The 24,844-nt window shown below is 39.2% G+C and carries 21 protein-coding genes and 1 riboswitch; of the genes, 17 read left to right on the plus strand and 4 right to left on the minus strand.

Translation table 11 applies throughout. The features are described from left to right. Positions 1–8 precede the first annotated feature (8 nt). A riboswitch (FMN riboswitch) is annotated at positions 9–243 on the plus strand. Positions 244–401: 158 nt separating this feature from the next. The 12 genes from AXE83_RS02825 (at position 402) to AXE83_RS02880 (ending at position 10,009) form a co-directional block, all read left to right on the plus strand. Next, complete coding sequence (locus AXE83_RS02825; RefSeq protein WP_060955351.1) at positions 402–965, plus strand: ECF transporter S component; 564 nt, start codon at positions 402–404, stop codon at positions 963–965. Next, the gene (locus AXE83_RS02830) at positions 955–1,605 is read left to right on the plus strand and encodes a phosphatase PAP2 family protein (protein WP_060955352.1); all 651 of its coding nucleotides are present in this window, start codon (positions 955–957) and stop codon (positions 1,603–1,605) included. Before AXE83_RS02825 ends, AXE83_RS02830 begins: the two co-directional genes overlap by 11 nt. Before the next feature lie 26 nt (positions 1,606–1,631). Then, a complete protein-coding gene (locus AXE83_RS02835; protein ID WP_060955353.1) occupies positions 1,632–2,051 on the plus strand; it encodes a ParB/RepB/Spo0J family partition protein in 420 nt (139 codons plus the stop codon). Then, a complete protein-coding gene (locus AXE83_RS02840; RefSeq protein WP_060956360.1) occupies positions 2,026–2,508 on the plus strand; it encodes a GNAT family N-acetyltransferase in 483 nt (160 codons plus the stop codon). The genes AXE83_RS02835 and AXE83_RS02840 overlap by 26 nt, the downstream gene beginning before the upstream one ends. Positions 2,509–2,703: 195 nt before the next feature. After that, a complete protein-coding gene (gene rplK / locus AXE83_RS02845) occupies positions 2,704–3,129 on the plus strand; it encodes a 50S ribosomal protein L11 (RefSeq protein WP_001085808.1) in 426 nt (141 codons plus the stop codon). Between the two features lie 96 nt (positions 3,130–3,225). Then, positions 3,226–3,915, plus strand: coding sequence for a 50S ribosomal protein L1 (gene rplA / locus AXE83_RS02850; RefSeq protein WP_001085672.1), 690 nt, complete (start codon positions 3,226–3,228; stop codon positions 3,913–3,915). A gap of 205 nt (positions 3,916–4,120) precedes the next feature. Next, positions 4,121–5,821, plus strand: a complete 1,701-nt coding sequence (locus tag AXE83_RS02855) for an acetolactate synthase large subunit (protein WP_060955354.1) — start codon at positions 4,121–4,123, stop codon at positions 5,819–5,821. Then, positions 5,814–6,290 carry an acetolactate synthase small subunit gene (ilvN, locus tag AXE83_RS02860; RefSeq protein ID WP_001253809.1) on the plus strand — a complete coding sequence of 159 codons (477 nt, stop codon included), beginning with the start codon at positions 5,814–5,816 and terminating at the stop codon, positions 6,288–6,290. The genes AXE83_RS02855 and ilvN overlap by 8 nt, the downstream gene beginning before the upstream one ends. A gap of 65 nt (positions 6,291–6,355) precedes the next feature. Beyond that, positions 6,356–7,378, plus strand: coding sequence for a ketol-acid reductoisomerase (gene ilvC, locus AXE83_RS02865; protein ID WP_045763621.1), 1,023 nt, complete (start codon positions 6,356–6,358; stop codon positions 7,376–7,378). An 80-nt stretch (positions 7,379–7,458) separates the two neighbouring features. Beyond that, the gene (gene ilvA, locus AXE83_RS02870; RefSeq protein WP_060955355.1) at positions 7,459–8,709 is read left to right on the plus strand and encodes a threonine ammonia-lyase IlvA; all 1,251 of its coding nucleotides are present in this window, start codon (positions 7,459–7,461) and stop codon (positions 8,707–8,709) included. Positions 8,710–8,791: 82 nt separating this feature from the next. Then, the gene (locus tag AXE83_RS02875) at positions 8,792–9,688 is read left to right on the plus strand and encodes an SPFH domain-containing protein (protein WP_000243418.1); all 897 of its coding nucleotides are present in this window, start codon (positions 8,792–8,794) and stop codon (positions 9,686–9,688) included. A 105-nt stretch (positions 9,689–9,793) separates the two neighbouring features. Further along, positions 9,794–10,009, plus strand: a complete 216-nt coding sequence (locus AXE83_RS02880) for a capsule biosynthesis transcriptional regulator (RefSeq protein ID WP_001140700.1) — start codon at positions 9,794–9,796, stop codon at positions 10,007–10,009. Positions 10,010–10,454: 445 nt separating this feature from the next. Here AXE83_RS02880 and AXE83_RS02885 read toward each other — a convergent pair whose 3' ends face one another. Both AXE83_RS02885 and AXE83_RS02890 read right to left on the minus strand, forming a co-directional pair. Then, positions 10,455–11,195, minus strand: coding sequence for an amino acid ABC transporter ATP-binding protein (locus AXE83_RS02885; protein WP_060955356.1), 741 nt, complete (start codon positions 11,193–11,195; stop codon positions 10,455–10,457). Next, complete coding sequence (locus AXE83_RS02890; RefSeq protein ID WP_045763619.1) at positions 11,195–12,760, minus strand: ABC transporter substrate-binding protein/permease; 1,566 nt, start codon at positions 12,758–12,760, stop codon at positions 11,195–11,197. The genes AXE83_RS02885 and AXE83_RS02890 overlap by 1 nt, the downstream gene beginning before the upstream one ends. Positions 12,761–12,890: 130 nt before the next feature. Here AXE83_RS02890 and AXE83_RS02895 point away from each other — a divergent pair, with 130 nt between their 5' ends. Then, complete coding sequence (locus AXE83_RS02895) at positions 12,891–14,786, plus strand: DUF2207 domain-containing protein (RefSeq protein WP_060955357.1); 1,896 nt, start codon at positions 12,891–12,893, stop codon at positions 14,784–14,786. 62 nt (positions 14,787–14,848) lie between these two features. Further along, entirely contained in the window at positions 14,849–15,694 is an 846-nt protein-coding gene (locus AXE83_RS02900) for an undecaprenyl-diphosphate phosphatase (RefSeq protein WP_060955358.1), read from the plus strand. Positions 15,695–15,728: 34 nt separating this feature from the next. On the opposite strand, the gene dinB is transcribed toward AXE83_RS02900, so the two are convergent. After that, positions 15,729–16,790 carry a DNA polymerase IV gene (dinB, locus tag AXE83_RS02905; protein ID WP_060955359.1) on the minus strand — a complete coding sequence of 354 codons (1,062 nt, stop codon included), beginning with the start codon at positions 16,788–16,790 and terminating at the stop codon, positions 15,729–15,731. 236 nt (positions 16,791–17,026) lie between these two features. On the opposite strand from dinB, the gene pflB reads away from it, so the two are divergent. Together pflB and AXE83_RS02915 are read left to right on the plus strand one after the other, a co-directional pair. Then, a complete protein-coding gene (pflB, locus tag AXE83_RS02910) occupies positions 17,027–19,342 on the plus strand; it encodes a formate C-acetyltransferase (RefSeq protein WP_049527379.1) in 2,316 nt (771 codons plus the stop codon). A 404-nt stretch (positions 19,343–19,746) separates the two neighbouring features. Next, positions 19,747–21,849: an AAA family ATPase gene (locus AXE83_RS02915; RefSeq protein WP_060955360.1), complete on the plus strand. Its 2,103-nt coding sequence runs from the start codon at positions 19,747–19,749 to the stop codon at positions 21,847–21,849. Positions 21,850–21,903: 54 nt separating this feature from the next. Here the strand turns inward: AXE83_RS02915 and AXE83_RS02920 are convergent, their stop codons facing one another. Further along, on the minus strand, positions 21,904–22,386 hold the full coding sequence (locus AXE83_RS02920) for an S-ribosylhomocysteine lyase (RefSeq protein ID WP_000032544.1): 483 nt from the start codon (positions 22,384–22,386) through the stop codon (positions 21,904–21,906). A 223-nt stretch (positions 22,387–22,609) separates the two neighbouring features. On the opposite strand from AXE83_RS02920, the gene AXE83_RS02925 reads away from it, so the two are divergent. After that, positions 22,610–24,592, plus strand: a complete 1,983-nt coding sequence (locus AXE83_RS02925) for a peptide ABC transporter substrate-binding protein (RefSeq protein WP_060955361.1) — start codon at positions 22,610–22,612, stop codon at positions 24,590–24,592. Positions 24,593–24,844: the final 252 nt, after the last annotated feature.

Raw genomic sequence — 24,844 nt, forward strand, 5'->3', positions numbered from 1 at the left:
TATCATAAAGGGGTCTTCAGGGCTGGGTGTAATTCCCGACCGGCGGTGACTTTTACTCGGAAATGTTCTTTTCCTTTTATACTTTGTTGCCAAGCTTTGCCTAACCAAAAGTTATGCCTACAGCTTGTCGCCTAGTCTAAAAGAAAAATCTCCATTTCCTTACTCTAAAAGAAGTCCGCGAGCGCAAGCTGATGTGGTGAGATTCCACAACCGACAGTATAGTCTGGATGGGAGAAGACGAAAGAATGACTTTGTCTATTCTAATTGATTTTTTTATAGGTAAATTGCAACCGCTTGCTTAAACAGAGTGAGGGGAAACTTTTGGAATATAAAAATAGAGGGTAGATAGAGGAATCCTTTCCAACTTCTTCTGATTTTATAGAAAATTGGAGGAACCTGTTATGACAAACACACGTCGACTTTCGACCATTGCAATTCTATCAGCGCTTTCATTTGTGTTGATGTACTTTGACTTTCCGCTTTTGCCAGCGGCATCCTTCTTGAGGGTTGAGTTCAGTATTTTACCGGTCCTTGTGGGCTTGGTAGTCTTGGATTTACCAGCAGCTTTTGGAGTGCTTTTCCTTCGGTCCTTGTTGAAAATCCTTTTGAACAATCAAGGGGTTAGTACCTATATTGGTTTACCGATGAATATTGTTGCCTTGGGAGTCTTTGTGCTTGCTTTTGGTTTGATTTGGAAAAAAGAGCGAACAGCCATGCGTTTCGTCCTAGCTTCACTAGCTGGTACGCTTGGTTTGACTCTAGCTATGCTAGTTCTGAACTACGTCTATGCTGTTCCTTTGTACGCTAAGTTTGCTAATTTTGATATTGAGAAAATCTTAGGATTGAGCAACTACCTGATGACTATGGTCTTGCCTTTTAATCTGATTGAAGGTATTATCTTTGCCATCTCTTTCTGGTTGTTATTTGTCCTTTTGAAACCAACTTTAAAATACTATGAAAGATAAACAAACATATTTGATGAAGGGCTCTTTTGCCCTTTTGCTTTTTGTAATTTTAGGTTATATTGTCAAGTTTTACCCTAATATGCTGATTGGCTTTGATCAACCAATCCAGACTGCTATTCGAGGTGACTTACCTGCTTCCTTGACCTTTCTTTTCAGAACAATCACACATTTAATTGATATCCCAGTCATTATCACTTGGGTTCTCATTGTAGCTTTTATTTTTTACCGTAAGCAATGGAAACTGGAAAGTTATCTCATGCTGGGTAATTTGACTCTAGCTGGAATCTTAATCGTAACTTTTAAAAATATCTACCAACGACCTAGACCAGAAATAGTACATCTAGTAGAGGAAAAAGGTTTTTCTTTTCCTAGTGGACATTCTCTAGCTGTGACGCTCATGGTAGGATCTTTGATTGTGATTTTGAGCCAACGGATTAAGAATACAACTTGGAGAAAAGTCGTGCAAATCGGACTTGGCATTTACTTAGTCAGTGTATTGGTATCAAGAATTTATCTGGGAGTTCACTACCCATCAGATGTGATTGCCAGCCTTTGTGTAGGCCTAGGAGTTTTGTTTATGGAGTTTCCTTTCTACGATAAACTGCGTTTTCAATGGCGCTTCAAAGGAAAGCAGAAGTAGGAATTGCCCCTTCTTGAGGAGATAAAATGGAAGTCAACATAAAAGATCTTCATCCAACTCAACTATACTTATCAGAAAAGAAGTTACAAGATATCCAGATGCTTTATCAGTCGAAAGAAAAGCCCAATATCAATCCAATTATCGTTCTTGCATTTGGAAATTGCTTCTTGATTACAGATGGCCATCACAGGGCTTATCAGGCTTTGTTGGTAGGCCAGGATACAATTTCTGCTGAGTTTGATAGAGATGGAGGTGATGAACTATATCATCTCTATGCGCAAGCTTGTGAGAAAAGAAAGATATACTCTGTTCTTGATTTAAAAAATCATATCTTACCTCAAGATGAGTATGAAGCAAAATGGTATAACTGGTGTGATGGTTTTAATCAAGCAGTGGAGCTAGTATTAGGAGTAGAAAATGATGACAAAAATCATTCAGATAGATGATTCCTTACGTTTAGTTCCCTATTTTTTAGCAGATCATCAGGATGCAGCTTTGGCCTGGTATCAAGATGTGGATTTGGTGGAACTTGTAGACGGTATTAGAATACCTTATAGTTCAGAAAAATTAAATGCTATGTATTCCTATTTAGAGAGTCACGGGCATTTGTTCTGGATTGAGTTTCGAGAAAAGGGAGAGTGGCTTCCAATTGGGGATGTAACCTTATCTCAGGAGAATCTTCCTATTGTGATTGGCAATCCGACTTATCAACATCAGGGACTTGGACGCAAGGTATTGAAGACTTTGATTGATCTAGCTCGGCAAAAGGGTTGGAAAAAATTGAACGTTCAAGAAATCTACACTTTCAATCGTATCTCTATAAGATGTTTTGAGTCTCTTGGATTTGTGGAAAGCGGTGCTACTGAAAAGGGCTTGAGTTTTGTACTGACTTTGAGCGAATGAATTCTTTCCATCATGGTAGAAGATTTTGAAGATTAATTGCACCAAAAAAAGGTGTAACATAAAGAAATATCAAAAATAAAAATTTCTCTTGCAATTTTTTAAAAATAGTGTATAATAGATGGGTATGTGTAAAGCATACTTGTGGGAGGTAAAAATCTCTAAATTACCGCCAAAACCACAAAGGAGGATTTAAAAATGGCTAAAAAAGTCGAAAAACTTGTAAAATTGCAAATCCCTGCTGGTAAAGCTACACCAGCTCCACCGGTTGGACCTGCTCTTGGTCAAGCTGGTATCAACATCATGGGATTCACAAAAGAGTTCAACGCTCGTACTGCTGACCAAGCTGGTATGATCATTCCAGTTGTTATCTCAGTATACGAAGACAAATCATTTACTTTCGTTACAAAAACACCACCAGCTGCTGTTCTTTTGAAAAAAGCTGCAGGTGTTGAAAAAGGATCAGGTACACCTAACAAAACTAAGGTTGCTACAGTTACTCGTGCACAAGTACAAGAAATTGCAGAAACTAAAATGCCAGATTTGAACGCTGCAAACATTGAGTCTGCAATGCGTATGATCGAAGGTACTGCTCGTTCTATGGGATTCACTGTTGTTGACTAATCAATAACATCCCTATATAACCCGCAAGACTTCATCATTTCGAGAAGTGACGTGGGAGATGAAAATCGATTGAACCACTTACAAGGAGAATAGAAAATGGCTAAAAAAAGCAAACAACTTCGTGCTGCTCTTGAGAAGATCGACAGCACAAAAGCATACAGCGTAGAAGAAGCTGTAGCTCTTGCAAAAGAAACTAACTTTGCAAAATTTGATGCAACTGTAGAAGTTGCTTACAACTTGAACATTGACGTTAAAAAAGCTGACCAACAAATCCGTGGAGCAATGGTATTGCCAAACGGTACTGGTAAAACAGCTCGCGTTCTTGTATTTGCACGTGGTGCAAAAGCTGAAGAAGCAAAAGCTGCTGGTGCAGACTTTGTTGGTGAAGATGACCTTGTTGCTAAAATCAACGACGGTTGGTTGGACTTCGACGTAGTTATCGCTACACCTGACATGATGGCTCTTGTTGGACGTCTTGGACGTGTCCTTGGACCTCGTAACTTGATGCCAAACCCTAAAACTGGCACTGTAACAATGGATGTTGCTAAAGCAGTTGAAGAGTCTAAAGGTGGTAAAATCACTTACCGTGCAGACCGTGCAGGTATCGTACAAGCGATCATCGGTAAAGTTTCATTTGAAGCTGACAAGTTGGTTGAAAACTTCAAAGCATTCAACGAAACAATCCAAAAAGCTAAACCAGCTACTGCTAAAGGAACTTACGTAACAAGCTTGACAATCACAACTACTCAAGGTGTTGGTATCAAGGTTGACGTTAACTCACTTTAATTAGTAAAGAATCAAAAGGTTGGGACATTTTGTCTCAACCTTTTTTCTATTCAAAAAATATAAATACGTATAAACTTTCTAATTCATTTAATATTGTAAAGTATCTAGATAGAAAATTCAGAAAATTTGCTCTTTTCTCTTGAAAATTTTTGAAAAAATGGTATTATAGTAACAAGCTATTTTTAAGAGAAGAGAAAGGGGAACGATGGAGAAAATCATTTTAGACTCACCTAAGTCGGGATCGGATCTTGTTTTGGAAACACTTCGCGACTTAGGAATCGACACGATTTTTGGTTATCCTGGTGGAGCAGTACTTCCTTTATATGATGCTATTTATAATTTTAAGGGAATCCGCCATATTCTAGGTCGCCATGAGCAGGGCTGTCTTCACGAAGCTGAAGGTTATGCTAAGTCAACAGGAAAACTGGGTGTTGCAGTCGTCACAAGCGGACCAGGAGCTACAAATGCCATTACAGGGATCGCAGATGCTATGAGCGATAGTGTTCCCCTTTTGGTCTTCACAGGACAAGTTGCAAGAGCGGGAATCGGTAAGGATGCTTTTCAAGAAGCTGATATCGTTGGTATAACCATGCCAATCACTAAGTACAATTATCAGGTTCGAGAAACTGCGGATATTCCGCGAATTATTACAGAAGCTGTGCATATTGCGACTACAGGTCGTCCAGGGCCAGTCGTCATTGACCTACCAAAAGATGTTTCTGCGCTTGAGACAGACTTCATTTACTCTCCAGAGATAGATTTACCAAGTTATCAGCCAACACTTGAGCCAAATGATATGCAAATCAAGAAAATCTTGAAGCAATTGTCTAAGGCTAAAAAACCAGTCTTGCTAGCTGGGGGTGGGATTAGTTACGCTGAGGCTGCAGCAGAGTTAAATGAATTTGCAGAGCGTTATCAAATTCCAGTTGTGACAAGTCTTTTGGGACAGGGAACAATTGCAACTAGCCATCCACTGTTTTTGGGAATGGGTGGAATGCATGGTTCCTTTGCAGCAAATATCGCCATGACTGAAGCTGATTTTATGATTTCTATTGGGTGTCGTTTTGATGACCGTTTAACAGGAAATCCTAAGACCTTTGCAAAGAATGCTAAAGTAGCGCATATCGATATCGATCCAGCAGAGATTGGTAAGATTATCGCAGTTGATATTCCAGTTGTCGGTGATGCGAAAAAGGCCTTGCAGCAGTTACTAGCTGAGCCAATCGTTCGTAACAATACTGAAAAATGGATTGAAAAAGTTACCAAAGATAAGAATCGTGTTCGTTCTTATGATAAGAAAGAACGTGTGGTTCAACCTCAAGCAGTTATTGAACGCGTCGGTGAGTTGACCAATGGCGATGCCATTATCGTAACAGACGTTGGACAACACCAAATGTGGACAGCTCAATACTATCCTTACCAAAACGAGCGTCAATTGGTAACATCAGGTGGTCTAGGAACAATGGGATTCGGAGTTCCAGCAGCTATTGGAGCTAAGATTGCTAATCCAGATAAAGAAGTTGTTCTCTTTGTCGGAGACGGTGGTTTCCAGATGACTAATCAGGAATTGGCAATCTTGAATATCTACAAGATTCCAATCAAGGTCATCATGCTTAATAACCATTCACTTGGGATGGTTCGTCAATGGCAAGAAGCCTTCTACGATGGTCGAACATCAGAGTCAGTCTTTGATAGCCTTCCAGATTTCCAATTGATGGCTCAAGCCTATGGAATTAAGAATTATAAGTTTGATAATCCTGAAACTCTTGAGAAGGATTTGGAAGTCATCATGGAAGATGAACCAATGTTTATTGAAGTAGACATTTCTCGGAAAGAACATGTTTTACCGATGGTACCAGCTGGTAAGAGTAATCATGAGATGTTGGGGGTGAAGTTTAATGCGTAGAATGTTAACAGCCAAACTTCAAAACCGTTCAGGTGTTCTCAATCGTTTCACAGGAGTCTTATCGAGACGTCAAGTCAATATCGAAAGCATTTCTGTTGGCGCAACGGAAAATCCTAATGTATCACGGATTACCATTATCATCGATGTTGCATCACATGATGAGGTGGAGCAAATCATCAAACAACTTAATCGTCAGATTGATGTGATTCGTATTCGTGATATCACGGATCAGCCCCACTTAGAACGAGAAGTAATTCTTATAAAGGTTTCAGCGCCTGCTGAAAAACGTGCAGAAATTTTGGCTATTATCCAACCTTTCCGTGCAACAGTAGTAGATGTAGCTCCAAGTTCCATTACCATTCAGATGACTGGGAATGCAGAAAAGAGTGAAGCTTTGATTCGAGTCATTCGACCTTACGGTATAAAGAATATCGCTCGTACGGGTGCAACTGGATTTACCCGCGACTAAAAATCCAACCTCAATTTGTTAAACTAGCCTAATAGGCAATAAAAATAGAAAAGAGAGAAAAAACTATGGCAGTTCAAATGGAATACGAAAAAGATGTAAAAGTAGCAGCACTTGACGGTAAAAAAATCGCCGTTATCGGTTATGGTTCACAAGGTCATGCTCACGCTCAAAACTTGCGTGATTCAGGTCGTGATGTGATCATCGGTGTACGCCCAGGTAAATCTTTTGACAAAGCAAAAGAAGATGGTTTTGATACATACACAGTAGCAGAAGCAACTAAGTTGGCTGATGTTATCATGATCTTGGCTCCAGACGAAATCCAACAAGAATTGTACGAAGCAGAAATTGCACCAAACTTGGAAGCTGGAAATGCAGTTGGTTTTGCACATGGTTTCAACATCCACTTCGAATTCATTAAAGTTCCTGCAGATGTTGATGTCTTCATGTGTGCTCCTAAAGGACCAGGACACTTGGTACGTCGTACTTACGAAGAAGGATTTGGTGTTCCAGCGCTTTACGCTGTCTACCAAGATGCTACAGGAAATGCTAAAGACATCGCTATGGACTGGTGTAAAGGTGTTGGTGCAGCGCGTGTAGGTCTTCTTGAAACAACATACAAAGAAGAAACTGAAGAAGACTTGTTTGGTGAACAAGCAGTTCTTTGTGGTGGTTTGACTGCTCTTATCGAAGCTGGTTTCGAAGTCTTGACAGAAGCTGGTTATGCTCCAGAATTGGCTTACTTTGAAGTTCTTCACGAAATGAAATTGATCGTTGACTTGATCTACGAAGGTGGATTCAAGAAAATGCGTCAATCAATTTCAAACACTGCTGAATATGGTGACTATGTTTCAGGTCCACGTGTAATCACTGAACAAGTCAAAGAAAATATGAAAGCAGTTCTTGCGGACATCCAAAATGGTAAATTCGCCAACGACTTTGTAAACGACTACAAAGCTGGACGTCCAAAATTGACTGCCTACCGTGAACAAGCAGCTAACCTTGAAATTGAAAAAGTTGGTGCAGAATTGCGTAAAGCAATGCCATTTGTCGGTAAAAACGACGATGATGCATTCAAGATCTACAACTAATTTTTAAGAATATAAACAGAAGGCGAGTTGGGGGGAACCTAACTCGTTTTTTATCTTGAAAACTCATCTAGGAGGAGATTATGCTAAGTGCAAAAGATGTGGTGAAAGCCCACAAGGTTTTGAGTGGTGTAGTAGCCAATACGCCACTTGACTACGATCATTATTTATCCGAAAAATACGGAGCGAAAATTTATCTTAAAAAGGAAAATGCTCAACGTGTCCGTTCTTTTAAAATTCGTGGGGCTTATTACGCAATTTCCCAATTGACAAAAGAGGAGCGTGAACGTGGTGTAGTGTGTGCTTCAGCGGGAAATCACGCTCAAGGAGTTGCCTACACATGTAATGAGATGAAGATTCCTGCAACAATCTTTATGCCAATTACGACACCTCAACAGAAAATTGGTCAGGTTCGTTTCTTTGGAGGAGACTTTGTTACGATCAAATTAGTAGGGGATACTTTTGATGCTTCAGCCAAGGCTGCTCAAGACTTTACTGTAGCTGAAAATCGTACTTTTATTGACCCCTTTGATGATCCCTATGTTCAAGCTGGTCAGGGTACGGTAGCCTATGAAATTTTAGAAGAAGCTCGTAAAGAATCTATTGAATTTGATACTATCTTGGTACCTGTTGGAGGCGGAGGTCTCATTTCAGGTGTTTCTACTTATATTAAAGAAACAAATTCTCAGATTGAGGTCATTGGAGTAGAGGCTGAAGGTGCTCGTTCTATGAAGGCTGCCTTTGAAGCTGGAGGACCGGTTAAACTTAAAGAAATTGATAAGTTTGCGGATGGAATTGCAGTGCAAAAGGTAGGACAGTTGACCTATGAAGCAACACGCAAACATGTAGAAACTCTTATCGGAGTAAATGAAGGCTTGATTTCTGAGACCTTAATTGATCTCTACTCTAAACAAGGTATCGTAGCAGAACCTGCGGGTGCTGCTAGTGTTGCAGCTCTAGAAGTATTATCCGATTATATTAAAGGCAAGACTATTTGTTGTATCATTTCTGGAGGGAATAATGACATCAACCGTATGCCAGAGATGGAAGAACGTGCCTTGATTTATGATGGTATCAAGCATTACTTTGTAGTGAATTTCCCACAACGTCCGGGAGCACTTCGAGAGTTTGTAAATGATATCTTAGGACCTCATGATGATATTACTCGTTTTGAATATATCAAACGAGCTAGCAAGGGAACTGGTCCAGTACTAATAGGGATTGCACTTGCTGATAAACATGATTATGCTGGATTGATTCACCGGATGGAAAAATTCGACCCGTCTTATATTAACTTGAATGGGAATGAGACCCTATATAATATGCTTGTTTAATATGCTATGAAATTTTTATCATATTATTTGCCTAACCTATTTACTAGTGCTATAATGTAAGTGAAGAAAGGGGGAGATTCCCATGGTTTTAAAAGTTATACTTGTTCTAATTATTCTAATGCTTATTGTGGGAGCTATATTAATGAGCTCAATCTATGTTGTTCGACAACAATCAGTAGCTATCATTGAACGATTTGGTAAGTATCAAAAATTGAGCAATAGTGGTATTCACCTAAGAGCACCATTTGGAATTGATAAAATTGCAGCTCGTGTACAACTGCGTCTCTTGCAAAGTGAAATCGTTGTGGAAACCAAGACTCAAGATAACGTATTTGTGACGATGAATGTTGCGACACAGTACCGAGTAAATGAACAAAATGTTACAGATGCTTACTATAAACTAATGAGACCTGAGGCTCAAATCAAATCTTATATTGAAGACGCATTGCGCTCATCAGTTCCTAAGTTAACTTTGGATGAATTGTTTGAGAAAAAGGATGAAATTGCATTAGAAGTTCAAAAACAAGTAGCGGAAGAAATGTCAACGTATGGGTACATTATCGTCAAAACGCTCATTACCAAAGTAGAGCCGGATGCGGAAGTCAAGCAATCGATGAATGAAATCAATGCTGCTCAACGTAAGAGAGTAGCAGCACAAGAATTGGCCGAAGCAGATAAAATTAAGATCGTAACAGCGGCCGAAGCAGAGGCAGAAAAGGATCGCTTACATGGTGTGGGGATCGCAGAGCAACGAAAAGCAATTGTTGATGGACTTGCTGATTCTATTAAAGAGTTAAAAGGAGCCAATGTTGAATTAACTGAAGAGCAAATCATGTCAATCTTGTTAACTAACCAGTATTTAGATACATTGAATAATTTTGCAGAAAAACAAGGTAATAATACAATTTTCTTACCAGCAAATCCTAACGGAGTTGAAGATATACGAACCCATATATTATCGGCTTTGAAAGCTAAGTAAATGTAATCTTAACGTCTTATTTGATTGGATATATGTTTTTTTATTGACAAATGCCATAAAAACGTATACAATTAAATATCGTAAAGAATAAAATAGGAGAAAAACATGGCTAAGACTAACTTTGAAAAAGTAGAATCAGTTGTTAGCTGGGTTCGTGATAAGAAGATCACTGGTTATCGTATTTCTAAAGAAACGAATGCACGTGAAATGTCTATCATTGCTCTAGCTCAAGGACGTGCAAAAGTTAAAAATATTTCCTTTGAAACAGCCCTTGGATTAATTGATTTCTATGAAAAAAATCATGAAAAATTTGAAGATTAATCTTTGGATACAAGCAGACTCTAATTAGGGTCTGCTTTTATTTATGGAATGGAGAAATAGCCATGCTATGACCTACTCAACAAATCTATTTATCAGGATGAACTAGGTTGACAGGGAGCTGAGTGATCTCATACTCTTCGAAAATCAAATTCAAACCACGTCAGCTTCGCCTTGCCGTACTCAAGTACAGCCTGCGGCTCGCTTCCTAGTTTGCTCTTTGATTTTCATTGAGTATCACTCATGAAAATCAAATAAAAGATTAGGAATATAGCTACAAGCAATACTTGCTCAGAAAGCAGAAGATGGCATCGAAGATATAAAAATAGGTCGGAATAAAAAACTCCGACCTTGATTTTTATGTTCATGAGCCTTTGACTCAATGTTGATTGGGGATTGAAAAGGAATACAACTCTTAGTTTAAGAGGTTTATCCAACCGCTTTTATCTTATCCTAAATAGCGTTGTAAAAATTCTCTTGTACGTTTCTCTTTAGGATTTGTAAATAAATCTTCAGGTTTGCCTTCTTCTGCAATCACACCTTTGTCCATAAAGATGACACGGTGTGATACGTCACGAGCAAATTCCATTTCGTGGGTTACAACGATCATTGTCAAGCCTTCTTGAGCTAGTTCTTGCATGATTTTTAGAACTTCACCGACCATTTCAGGGTCAAGGGCTGAAGTAGGCTCGTCAAAGAGAATGGCATCAGGATTCATAGAAAGCGCGCGAGCAATGGCTACACGTTGCTTTTGACCACCAGAAAGTTGTTTTGGTTTAGCTTGCCAGTAGCGCTCTCCCATTCCAACCTTTTCAAGGTTTTCTTTAGCAATTTTCTCTGCTTCTGATCGTTCACGTTTGAGGACAGTAGTCTGTGCAACAATCGTATTTTCAAGAACGTTGAGATTTTCAAAGAGGTTAAAGGATTGGAAAACCATGCCTAGTTTTTCACGATAGTGAGTGAGGTTATACCCTTTTTCAAGTACGTTTTCACCGTGATAAAGGATTTCACCTTCAGTTGGTGTTTCGAGAAGGTTGATAGAACGTAGGAAAGTTGATTTACCACTACCGGAACTACCGATGATAGAAATCACTTCTCCTTTATGAATAGTTAAAGAGATGTCTTTTAGGACCTCGTTTTGCCCGTAGGATTTTTTGAGGTGTTTGATTTCAAGGATTGGTTGACTCATTATTTCAAATCCTCCGTTTGCATTTGGTTAGCACCTGTTGTATAAGTATCCATATCCATACGTTTTTCGATGAAGCGTAGGATACGCGTTACTGTGAAGGTGAGGACAAAGTAGATAACTGCGATGATGGTAAAGGTTTGGAAGTACTGGTAGGTTTGTGTTGCTACTGTATTTCCTGAGAAGTAAAGTTCTACAACAGAGATAACGTTCAATACAGAAGTATCCTTGATGTTGATGACGAACTCATTACCAGTCGCTGGTAGAATATTTCGAACAACTTGAGGCAAAACAATCTTACGCATGGTCTGGTTATGAGTCATGCCAAGTGCAGTTGCCGCTTCAAATTGTCCCTTATCAACAGCTAGGATACCACCACGGACGATTTCAGTCATGTAGGCACCAGTGTTGATCGAAACGATAAAGATAGCAGCTAGCGTACGGTCTAGATTGATTCCGAAAGCTTGAGCAGTTCCATAGTAGATAACCATAGATTGTACAATCATAGGTGTCCCACGGAAAATTTCAATATAGATATTGAGAATCCAACCGATTAGTTTTTGGATGCCAAAGATAAATTGGTTTTCAGATAGAGGTGCTGTACGGAAGACACCGATAGCAAGACCGATAGCGAGACCAACGATGGTACCGATAATGGAAATTAGAAGGGTAATACCAGCACCACGCAAGAGTTGTTGCCAGTTTTCAGTCAGAATTTTAGCGACTTGACCAAAGAAATTACTGTTGCTTTCTTCTGTCGTTGTAGATTCTGCTGGTTGCTCTTTAATCATACGATCCATGAGTGCAACTTGTTCATCTTTAGAAATGGTTTCAATACTGGCGTTGATTTGGCTAATACGGTCATCATCTTTACGAAGTCCAATAGCGATAGATGTATCTTCTTCACCAGTTTTAAAACCAGGTTCAGGCTGAATCATTTTGAACTTAGCGTTTGCTGATTCTGCAGTTAGGGCTTCAGGACGTTCAGAAACATAGGCATCAATGACACCAGCTTCAAGAGCTTGACGCATTTGGGCGAAATCTCCCATGGCAGTTTCCTTCTGAGCGCCTGAGATTTGTGAAATCAAATCATAAAGGTAAACACCTTGTTGAGAAGTGATTTTTGCTCCGCTAAAGTCCTCTAGCGATTTGGCGTTTGCATAGGCAGAATCCTTTTTGACCAAAAGTACTGGTTCGCTAGTATAGTAGCTGCTTGAAAATGCAATTTCTTGTTTGCGTTCAGCAGTTGGGCTCATACCTGCAATGATCATATCAATCTTACCAGAAGTAAGGGCTGGAACAAGTCCTTCCCACTTGGTTTTAACAACCAAGGGCTCTTTGCCTAGGTCCTTAGCAATCTTTTTAGCTATTTGGACGTCGTAACCATTAGCATATTGGTTGGTTCCATCGATTTTGACAGCGCCGTTACTGTCGTCATCTTGAGTCCAGTTAAAGGGTGCGTAGGCTGCCTCCATACCGATGCGTAAATATTCATCGGCTTGGACCTGGCTAACTAGTCCTAAAGTAAGGGCCAGGCTAGCAAGGATAGTTAAGCATAATTTTTTCATGTTTTCTCCTATTTCTAGTCTAAAATTGCTTCTCTCTATTGTATCGAAAAAGCGGAACTTTTTCAATCTTAGTAAACCCTTACTTGTGAAAAATGATATAATAGTGAAAAAACTTGAAAGGGAGTATACGATGAAAAAAAGATGGCTATTTACTTTGGTGTTTGCCTGTTTGCTGTTGGTGCCGCGCCTGGTTTTTGCTGTAGACTTTGATATTCTATCTTACAAGGGAGATTTGAATATTCATGCAGATAATACAGCAGTTTTCCAACAAACAATCACCTATCGTTTTAAAGACGATTTTAATGGTCAATCGGTCGGACTAGGAAAAGCAGGAAAAATGCCAGAAGGCTTTGAGATTGATGATGATCCAACTGTGCTAGTATCAAAGAATGGGGAAATTATAGAAGATGCCCTTTCCTACACAAAGGAAAATGGAAAAGGCTATCAAGTAATCATTTTAAATCCAGGAAAAGCTGGAGATACTGTACGTGTAACCATTACCTGGCAATTGAAAAATCTTCTTTTCTTATATCAGGATATTGCTGAGCTGAATTGGCAACCACTGACAGATAGTTCAGGAGACATCAAAGACTTAGAATTTCGAGTAACTTCAGATAGTCCGGCAGAGAAAGTTTTTTTTCATACTGGAAAACTCCTCAATGAGGGTAGTGTCGAAAAAGTAAATGATATTTATCGGGTGAAGATGAAAAATCTTCCGAGAAAACGTCAAGTTGAGCTACATGCCTATTGGCCCAGGGAGGCTTTCTCGGTAGCTCCAAGCCAAGGACTGGAAGAAGAGCGTTTAAGAGATTTTAAAAAAATTGAAATAGAAATAAAAGCTAGCAAAGTGCAAGCTAGTCTCATGATACAGTGGATTTTTCCAATAATCTTTATCGTGTTATTGATGATGACCATCATGTATTATCGAGCATTCCGTAAACATACGGCTCTCAAAAAGGTATATCCCAAGGAGCATCGAATCTACGAACCTCCAATGGACCTACCTCCAATGGTTTTGGCGGAGGCTATTTACTCTACCTCCTTGGAGGAAATCAGTCCCTTGAATAAGAAGAAGTTTGGCAAATTCTCTTTTGAACGATTGATTCAGGCGACTTTGCTAGACTTAGTTGATCGAGGGCATTTATCCATTTTTCAGGGTGAAGAAGAACCGTGGATAAAAATCAATAGTGAAAAAGGCTTGTCGAATTTTGAAAAAGAATGCTTGCGGATGACTCTCTCAACTAATAAAGAACTAGCTCTTTCAGACCTTTTTCCAGAGTATCAAGTTTCTTCAGGACTATTCCATGGAGCTAAGGAAGCTGATGAGCAGCATATTCGCGAATTCGGCTTGCATCTCAAGCGTTCCTTCGAGAGACGACTTGAACGCATGCAAAGTTGTGTTCGAGACAAGGTAAAAATTCTACGTCTTCCAAGCTATTATCGTCCTTTGACTGATAAAGAAAGTAGTCTTGTGAATGGGATGAAAGTCTGTTCAGCTGTAACAGGACTTATCGGCCTTCTCATTTTTTACTATAGTCTGCGAACACGTGGTTATTTTTCACTTCCTTTACTTTCCCTAGGTTTAATAGGCTTACTTGCCAGTGCCTTAGTTTATTTTGTGACTCGAGGTCCATCTCGTGATGGAGTCTTAAACGAAGAAGGGGCAGAAGCCTATTACCTTTGGACAAGTTTTGAAAATATGCTTCGTGATATTGCGCATCTTGATAAGGCAGAACTAGAGAGCATTGTACTTTGGAATCGTCTTTTGGTCTATGCAACTCTGTATGGATACGCAAAGAAAGTGAATAAGATCATGAAGCTCCACAATATTCAACTTGAAAACGAAACTATGAATCTTTATGTATCTTGTGGATGGGATAAACAGTTTCATACATCTGCTGCTCACATTAATCAATACACTTCGGTTGCAAATACAGCAAGTACCTTCTCTGTATCATCTGGAAATGGTAGCTCTGGTGGAGGTTTCTCAGGCGGTGGCGGTGGTGGAAGTATCGGCGCTTTCTAAAGAAAACTAAACACATCCTTTAAAAATATGATATAATGGAGGATAGAAAAAAGGAGTAATCTATGTATTTTTTTGAAATTTTAAAAGCTATCTTTTTTGGAATTGTTGAAGGAATCACGGAGTGGCTGCCGATTTCAAGTACTGGCCACTTGATTTTAGCACAAGAGTTTATCCAGTTTAAAGATCAAAATGAAACTTTTATGTCTATGTTTAATGTCGTCATTCAACTGGGTGCAATCTTAGCAGTTATGGTTATCTACTTTAACAAGCTTAATCCCTTCAAACCAGGTAAGGATAAAGTTCAAGTTCGTAGAACGTGGCAATTATGGTCCAAAGTATTTGTGGCTACACTTCCTTTATTAGCCGTTTTTAAATTTGATGATTGGTTTGAAACCCATTTCTATAATAAAGTTTCAGTAGCCATCATGTTGATTGTTTATGGGGTTGCCTTTATTTATCTTGAAAAACGCAACAAAGCGCAAGCGATTGAGCCAACAGTCACAGAGCTAGACAAGTTGCCTTATAAAACGGCCCTCTATATCGGACTTTTCCAAGTCTTGGCCCTTTTACCAGGGACTAGCCGTTCGGGCGCCACTATCGTCGGTGGTTTATTAAATGGAACCAGTCGTTCGGTGGTAACTGAGTTTACCTTCTACCTAGGAATTCCAGTTATGTTTGGAGCCAGTGCTTTGAAGATTTTTAAATTCATCAAGGCAGGAGAAGTCTTGAGCTTTGGTCAATTTTTCTTACTTCTAGTTGCCATGGTAGTAGCTTTTGCAGTCAGCATGGTTGCCATTCGTTTCTTGACCAACTATGTTAAAAAACACGACTTTACGATGTTTGGTAAATACCGTATTGTCCTTGGTAGTGTCTTGCTACTTTATAGCTTTGTACGATTATTTGTATAAGAAAAAAGCCTTGAGGGAAGCTTCCTTCAAGGTTTTAAAATCCAGTCACAGTGACACCCAATAAACGGACGCCTTTATCTTTATCACTGAGTGTTTCGTAGAGTTGAATAATGTATTGAGCGATTTGGTCTGAATTTTGTGTTTGCTGATCTAGGGTTTTTCGCTTAGTCAAAGTAGAAAAGTCAGCGTAGCGAATTTTTAAGATGACAATCTTACCACTTTTTTCATGTTTTTGAAGACTAAGGGCAACTCTTTCTGAAAGCAGAGTTAGCTCTTTTTTGATATCTTCTTCCAGACTAAGAATTTTACTATAGGTTTTTTCTTTACCGATAGACTTACGAATGCGATTGGATTTGACGGGAGAATTATCAATGCCACGAGCCTTGCGATACAGGTCAAACCCGAGTCGACCAAAACGGTCAATAAGACTAATTTCAGAAATTTTTAAAAGATCAGCGCCTGTAAATACCCCCATTTGATGCAATTTTTCAACTGTTTTCTTACCTACACCGTGGAATTTAGCAATATCCATTTGTTTGAGAAAATCTTCAGCTTCATCAGGGAGAATAACTGTCAGACCTCGAGGTTTTTGGTAATCGCTGGCTATTTTAGCTAGGAACTTATTGTAGGAAACACCAGCAGAAGCGGTCAAATGAAGTTCATTCCAAATATCTTGTTGAATTAGTCGAGCGATTTTAACAGCGGACTTGATGCCGAGTTTGTTTTCAGTCACGTCTAGATAAGCTTCATCGATACTCATAGGCTCGATATTATCCGTATAACGTTTGAAAATAGCTCGAATCTGTTGACCTACAGCAGTATATTTTTCGTAGTTCCCAGAAATAAAAACAGCTTGAGGGCAACGTTCATAGGCTTCTTTAGAACTCATGGCTGAGTGGATGCCAAAGACTCGCGCTTCATAGCTACAGGTAGAAACAACTCCTCGACCACCAGTTTTTCTAGGATCACTACCAATCACAACTGGCTTCCCTTTAAGTTTGGGATTGTCTCGAATTTCAACAGCAGCAAAAAAGGCATCCATGTCAATATGGATGATTTTACGAGATAAATCATTCATTAGTGGAAAAATCAACATGGAGAAACCTCTCAGTGCTAGTTTGTTTAATTTTATTATACTCTTTTTCTGAAAAAATGAAAATCAAATAATCTCTTTCAAAAATATAATACAGTTTGCAGCATATTTCGAACTGTATTAGAAAAGAAAGTGTTAAAAAAGTGAGTTTTTAGTTGTTGAAATCGTTTACTGTGTGGTATACTGAATACATGAATGTAACAGATGACTGTTACTAGAAAGAAAAAAGAGGAATTAACATGGTTGTTAAGACAGTTGTTGAAGCACAGGACATTTTTGACAAAGCCTGGGAAGGCTTTAAAGGTGTTGACTGGAAAGAAAAAGCAAGTGTATCACGCTTTGTACAAGCTAACTACACACCTTATGATGGAGATGAAAGCTTCCTTGCAGGACCAACAGAGCGTTCACTCCACATCAAAAAAATCGTAGAAGAAACTAAAGCACACTACGAAGAAACTCGTTTCCCAATGGACACTCGTCCAACTTCTATTGCTGATATTCCTGCTGGATTTATCGACAAAGAAAACGAATTGATTTATGGTATCCAAAACGATGAACTCTTCAAATTGAACTTCATGCCAAAAGGTGGTATCCGTATGGCTGAAACTACTTTGAAAGAAAATGGATACGAACCAGATCCAGCTGTTCACGAAATTTTCACTAAATACGTAACAACTGTTAACGATGGTATCTTCCGTGCTTACACTTCAAACATCCGTCGTGCTCGTCACGCTCACACTGTAACTGGTCTTCCAGATGCATACTCACGTGGACGTATCATCGGTGTTTATGCACGTCTTGCTCTTTACGGTGCAGACTACTTGATGCAAGAAAAAGTAAACGATTGGAACTCAATCGAAGAAATCGATGAAGAAACAATCCGTCTTCGTGAAGAAATCAACCTTCAATATCAAGCATTGCAACAAGTTGTTCGCTTGGGTGATCTTTACGGAGTTGATGTTCGTAAACCAGCAATGAACGTTAAAGAAGCTATCCAATGGGTTAACATTGCCTTTATGGCTGTCTGCCGTGTTATCAACGGTGCGGCTACATCTCTTGGACGTGTGCCAATCGTATTGGATATCTTTGCAGAACGTGACCTTGCTCGTGGTACATTTACTGAATCAGAAATCCAAGAATTTGTTGATGATTTCGTTATGAAACTTCGTACAGTTAAATTTGCTCGTACAAAAGCTTACGACCAATTGTACTCAGGTGACCCAACCTTCATCACAACATCTATGGCTGGTATGGGTAACGACGGTCGTCACCGTGTTACTAAGATGGACTACCGTTTCTTGAACACTCTTGACAACATCGGTAACTCTCCAGAACCAAACTTGACAGTTCTTTGGACTGACAAATTGCCATACAACTTCCGTCGCTACTGTATGCACATGAGCCACAAACACTCTTCAATCCAATACGAAGGTGTTACAACAATGGCTAAAGACGGATACGGTGAAATGAGCTGTATCTCATGTTGTGTATCTCCACTTGACCCAGAAAACGAAGAACAACGTCACAACATCCAGTACTTCGGTGCTCGCGTTAACGTTCTTAAAGCTCTTCTTACTGGTTTGAATGGTGGTTACGACGATGTTCATAAAGACTACAAAGTATTTGACATCGAACCAATCCGTGACGAAGTCCTTGAATTCGAATCAGTTAAAGCTAACTTTGAAAAATCTCTTGACTGGTTGACTGACACTTACGTAGATGCTTTGAACATCATCCACTACATGACTGATAAGTACAACTACGAAGCTGTTCAAATGGCCTTCTTGCCAACTAAACAACGTGCTAACATGGGATTCGGTATCTGTGGTTTCGCAAACACTGTTGATACATTGTCAGCTATCAAGTACGCTACAGTTAAACCAATCCGTGACGAAAATGGCTACATCTACGATTACGAAACAATCGGTGAATACCCACGTTGGGGTGAAGATGACCCACGTTCAAACGAATTGGCAGAATGGTTGATCGAAGCTTACACAACTCGTCTACGTAGCCACAAACTTTACAAAGACGCAGAAGCTACTGTATCACTTTTGACAATCACATCTAACGTTGCCTACTCTAAACAAACTGGTAACTCACCAGTCCACAAAGGTGTATACCTCAACGAAGATGGTTCAGTGAACTTGTCTAAACTTGAATTCTTCTCACCAGGTGCTAACCCATCTAACAAAGCTAAAGGTGGATGGTTGCAAAACTTGAACTCACTTGCTAGCCTTGACTTTGGTTACGCAGCTGATGGTATCTCATTGACAACTCAAGTTTCACCTCGTGCTCTTGGTAAGACTCGTGACGAACAAGTTGATAACTTGGTAACAATCCTTGATGGTTACTTCGAAAACGGTGGACAACACGTTAACTTGAACGTTATGGACTTGAACGATGTTTACGAAAAGATCATGTCAGGTGAAGACGTAATCGTACGTATCTCAGGATACTGTGTAAATACTAAGTACCTCACTCCAGAACAAAAAACTGAATTGACACAACGTGTCTTCCACGAAGTTCTTTCAATGGATGATGCATTGAGCTAAGATTCATAAATAGTAAATCAAAAACCAGTCACTCTGACTGGTTTTTTTGTTATAAAAATTTTTTTAAAAAAATTAGTCAAATTTGGTCAAATCTATTGACTAATACTGACCAAAGTGATATACTAAGAACATAAGGATAAGGAAATCCTTAGAAAACCTTGATTTTAAGGTGATTGTGTAATTTATCTTAAGGTCAAAGTATGGGTAAAACCTAGAAAAGAGGTACAACCTATGATGAACATTAGTATTTTTAGAAGTCCAATCACAAAACCTGTATTGGATAAAGAAAAACCTGAAATTATACGTAGAGTAGCAAATAGCTAGTCTAAATTTTTTAAAACAAAGGTCAGAGAAAGTCAAAATGTTTTGACTAAGTAAATTTGAAAACAAACGAGGTATGAAATATGAATAACAACTTTAATAACTTTAATAACATGGATGATTTATTTAACCAATTGATGGGCGGTATGCGTGGATATAGTTCTGAAAATCGTCGTTACTTGATTAACGGTCGTGAAGTAACACCTGAAGAATTTGCTATTTATCGTCAAACAGGGCAACTTCCAAGTGAAGGAAGTGACCAAGCTCAGTATGTTCAAGGTAAAGCTATGAAACAAGATGGTATTCTTGCAAAACTTGGACGTAACTTAACAGCTGAAGCTCGTGAAGGGAAGCTGGATCCGGTTATTGGACGTAATAAGGAAATTCAAGAAACATCTGAAATCCTTTCTCGTCGTACAAAGAATAATCCAGTTCTTGTCGGGGATGCTGGTGTTGGTAAAACGGCAGTAGTTGAAGGATTGGCTCAAGCTATTGTGAATGGAGACGTTCCAGCAGCAATCAAGAACAAAGAAATCATTTCAATTGATATTTCTGGACTTGAAGCTGGTACTCAATACCGTGGTAGCTTTGAAGAGAACATTCAAAACCTGGTAAACGAGGTTAAAGAAGCTGGAAATATTATCCTCTTCTTCGATGAAATCCACCAAATCCTTGGTGCAGGTAGCACAGGGGATGGTCAAGGATCTAAAGGTCTTGCTGATATTTTGAAACCAGCTCTTTCACGTGGTGAATTGACAGTGATTGGGGCAACAACTCAAGATGAATATCGCAACACTATTTTGAAAAATGCTGCTCTTGCTCGTCGTTTCAACGAAGTAAAAGTTAATGCACCATCTGCTGAAGATACTTTCAAGATTCTCCAAGGGATCCGTGATCTTTATCAACAACACCACAATGTTATCTTGCCAGATGAAGTATTGAAAGCGGCTGTTGATTACTCTGTTCAATATATTCCACAACGTAGCTTGCCAGATAAGGCTATTGACTTGGTCGATGTGACAGCTGCTCACTTGGCAGCACAACACCCAGTGACAGATGTACATGCTGTGGAACATGAAATTGAAGAAGAAAAAGCTAAACAAGAGGCTGCAGCTGCTAAAGAAGATTATGAAGCAGCCTTAAATGCAAAAGTTCGTATCGAAGAACTTGAAAAGCAAATTGCTAACCATACAGAAGATCACAAGGTTACAGCGACTGTCAATGACGTAGCTGAGTCTGTAGAACGTATGACTGGTATTCCAGTATCACAAATGGGGGCAACTGATATTGAACGCTTGAAAGATATGGGTCACCGTTTGCAAACCAAAGTCATCGGTCAAGATAAAGCTGTTGAGGCAGTAGCACGTGCGATCCGCCGTAATCGAGCAGGATTTGACGAAGGAAATCGTCCTATCGGTAGCTTCCTCTTTGTAGGACCTACTGGTGTTGGTAAGACTGAGTTGGCTAAACAATTAGCACTTGATATGTTCGGAACTAAGGATGCTATCATCCGTTTGGATATGTCAGAATACAGCGATCGTACAGCCGTTTCTAAATTGATTGGTACAACAGCTGGTTATGTTGGTTATGATGACAATAGCAATACTTTGACAGAACGTGTTCGCCGTAACCCTTACTCAATCGTCCTTCTCGACGAAATTGAAAAGGCTGACCCTCAAGTGATTACTCTTCTTCTTCAAGTATTGGATGATGGTCGTTTGACAGATGGTCAAGGTAACACTGTAAACTTCAAGAATACTGTGATTATCGCAACTTCAAATGCTGGCTTTGGTTATGAAGCCAACTTGACAGATGATGCGGATAAACCAGAATTGATGGATCGTTTGAAACCATACTTCCGTCCAGAATTCTTGAACCGCTTCAACGCTGTGATCGAATTCTCACACTTGAGCAAGGAAGATCTTTCTAAGATTGTCGATTTGATGTTGATTGATGTCAATAAGACACTTGCTAAGAAAGAAATCGACTTGGCGGTGAGCGAAGCTGCCAAAGAATACATGACTGAAGAAGGTTATGATGAAGTCATGGGTGTTCGTCCACTCCGTCGAGTAGTTGAACAACAAATCCGTGACAAAGTAACAGACTTCCACTTGGATAATCTTGATGCTAAACACCTTGAAGCCGACATGGAAGATGGTGTCTTGGTCATTCGTGAAAAAGCCTAAATCAAAGTTTTGCGAATCAAAAAAGGAACCAGCTGAAAAGCTGGTTCTTTTGTGTTAAATGACATGACGCTCAAAGGCATCGTCTGAAATTCCTTGTTCAAGAATCAATTTTGCCCACTCCTTAGCAGAGAAAAGGCTATGATCCTTGTAGTTACCACAAGACTCAATGGTTGTTCCTGGAACATCTTCCCAAGTTGTAGTCTCAGCGATTTCCTTTAGTGAATCCTTGATGACAGCAGCGATTTCTGCGCTAGTATGACGTCCCCACATAATCATATGGAAACCTGTACGACACCCAAATGGTGAACAATCAATCATCCCGTCAATGCGAGTACGGATGAGTTTGGCTAAGAGGTGCTCGATTGTATGAAGACCAGCAGTAGGGATAGAGTCTTCATTTGGTTGAACCAAGCGAATATCAAAGTTAGAAATGATATCTCCCTTAGGACCTGTTTCTTCTCCGATTAAACGGACATACGGTGCTTTAACAATGGTGTGATCCAGTTCAAAACTTTCAACAATAACTTCTTTTGACATGGTATTTCCTTTCAATTTTCTCCTTTCATTATATCATAAAGATTTACTTGAAAACTGCTAACAAAGAGATTTTTCAAATATGAATGCCAAAAAAGTGACTGACTGTAAAAAATAATTTTAAAATGGCAATTGTTTTCAATTCAATTTGAAAAATTCTGAAAATTGTATTGACACTTAGCAAAAAAGGGACTATAATGTATAAAAAGTCATAAAGGAGTTTATTATGAAATTTTCAAAAGTAATGGCCCTAGCAGGAGTGACTCTGTTAGCGTCAGGTGTTTTGGCAGCTTGTTCAGGTTCAGGCTCTAGTGCAAAAGGTGAGAAAACTTTTTCTTATGTTTATGAAACTGACCCAGACAGCCTAAACTATTTGACAACTGGTAAGGCTGCGGTTGCTAATATCACAAGTAATGTTATTGACGGTTTGATGGAGAATGACCGCTACGGTAACTTCGTGCCATCTTTGGCAGAAGATTGGTCAGTGTCTAAAGACGGGTTAACTTACACTTACACAATCCGTAAGGATGCTAAGTGGTATACTTCTGAAGGCGAAGAGTATGCGCCAGTGAAAGCGCAAGACTTTGTAACAGGTCTTAAATATGCGGCTGATAATAAGTCAGAAGCCCTTTATCTTGTTCAAGAATCTATTAAAGGTCTTGATGCTTATGTAAAAGGTGAAGTTAAAGACTTCTCAGAAGTTGGAATCAAGGCTGTAGATGATCAAACAGTTCAATACACTTTGAACAAACCAGAAAGCTTCTGGAACTCTAAGACAACCATGGGAATTCTTGCACCAGTCAATGAAGAATTCCTTACTTCTAAAGGAAGTGACTTTGCCAAAGCAACTGATCCAAGCAGTATCCTTTATAATGGTCCTTTCTTGTTAAAATCATTAGTAGCAAAATCTTCAGTAGAATTTGAAAAGAATCCAAACTACTGGGATAAGGACAATGTTCATATTGATAAAGTAAAACTTTCATTCTGGGATGGTCAAGACAATAACAAACTTGCAGAAACCTTTAAAGATGGTGGTTTCTCAATGGCTCGTCTCTTCCCAACAAGTGGAAGCTACTCTGAACTTGAAAAAGAGTTTAAAGACAATATCGTTTATACACCACAAGATTCTGCTACTTTCTTAGTTGGTACAAATATTGACCGTCAGTCTTACAAATATACTTCTAAGACTACAGATGAGCAAAAGACTTCAACTAAGAAAGCTCTTCTTAACAAAGACTTCCGTCAAGCTATTGCCTTCGGTTTCGATAGAACAGCATATGCTTCTCAAGTTAATGGAGAAAGTGGAGCAAGCAAACTCCTTCGTAACTTGTTCGTACCACCAACATTTGTTCAAGCAGATGGTAAAAACTTTGGAGAGTTAGTTAAGGAAAAATTAGTTACCTATGGTGATGAGTGGAAAGATGTTAATCTAGACGACGCTCAAGACGGTCTTTACAATCCTGAAAAAGCAAAAGCAGAATTTGCTAAGGCTAAGACAGCTCTCCAAGCGGAAGGTGTTCAATTCCCAATCCACTTGGATATGCCTGTTGACCAAACCAATACTACAAAAGTTCAACGTGTTCAATCATTGAAACAATCGCTTGAAGCAACATTAGGAACTGACAATGTCGTTATTGATATCCAACAACTTCAAAAAGATGAAGTCCTCAATGTTACTTACTTTGCTGAAACGGCTGCCGGTGAAGATTGGGACCTTTCAGATAACGTTGGTTGGTCTCCAGACTACATCGACCCATCTACATACCTTGATATCATCAAACCATCTGTAGGTGAAAATACTAAGACTTACCTAGGATTTGATTCAGGTACAAACAACGCTGCTGCCAAACAAGTTGGTTTGGAAGATTACGAAAAGATGGTTGTTGAAGCTGGAAATGAAGACACTGACGTTTCAAAACGTTATGATAAATATGCTGCAGCCCAAGCTTGGTTGACAGATAGTGCATTGATTATTCCAACAACTTCTCAAACTGGACGTCCAATGTTGTCTAAGATGGTACCATTCACACTTCCATTTGCTTACTCAGGTAACAAGGGTATGAGTGAAGCCCTCTTGTACAAATACCTTGAACTTCAAGATAAACCAGTAACTGCTGATGAATATCAAAAAGCTCAAGATAAATGGAAGAAAGAAAAAGAAGAATCTAATAAAAAAGCGCAAGAAGATCTTGCAAATCATGTCAAATAAGAAAAAGAGGCCGGACAAAAAGTCTGGCCTTTTGATATCATTCCTGAGACATCAGTTTGACATTTTGGTTATTGGTTCAAGCACTGCATTGAAGTAGTAGAACAGACTTTCTAAGTCACGCCCCAGTTCATAGATAAACTACATAAACACAAGGTAACTTTTATCTATAATTTTAAACAGTTTTCCCGACTATTTAACTTGTGTTTGGGATAAGGTTGCGATTGAGATAACTTTGACAGTTTTTAGTTTGTT

The organism is Streptococcus sp. oral taxon 431 (genome assembly GCF_001553685.1).
Taxonomy (GTDB): domain Bacteria; phylum Bacillota; class Bacilli; order Lactobacillales; family Streptococcaceae; genus Streptococcus.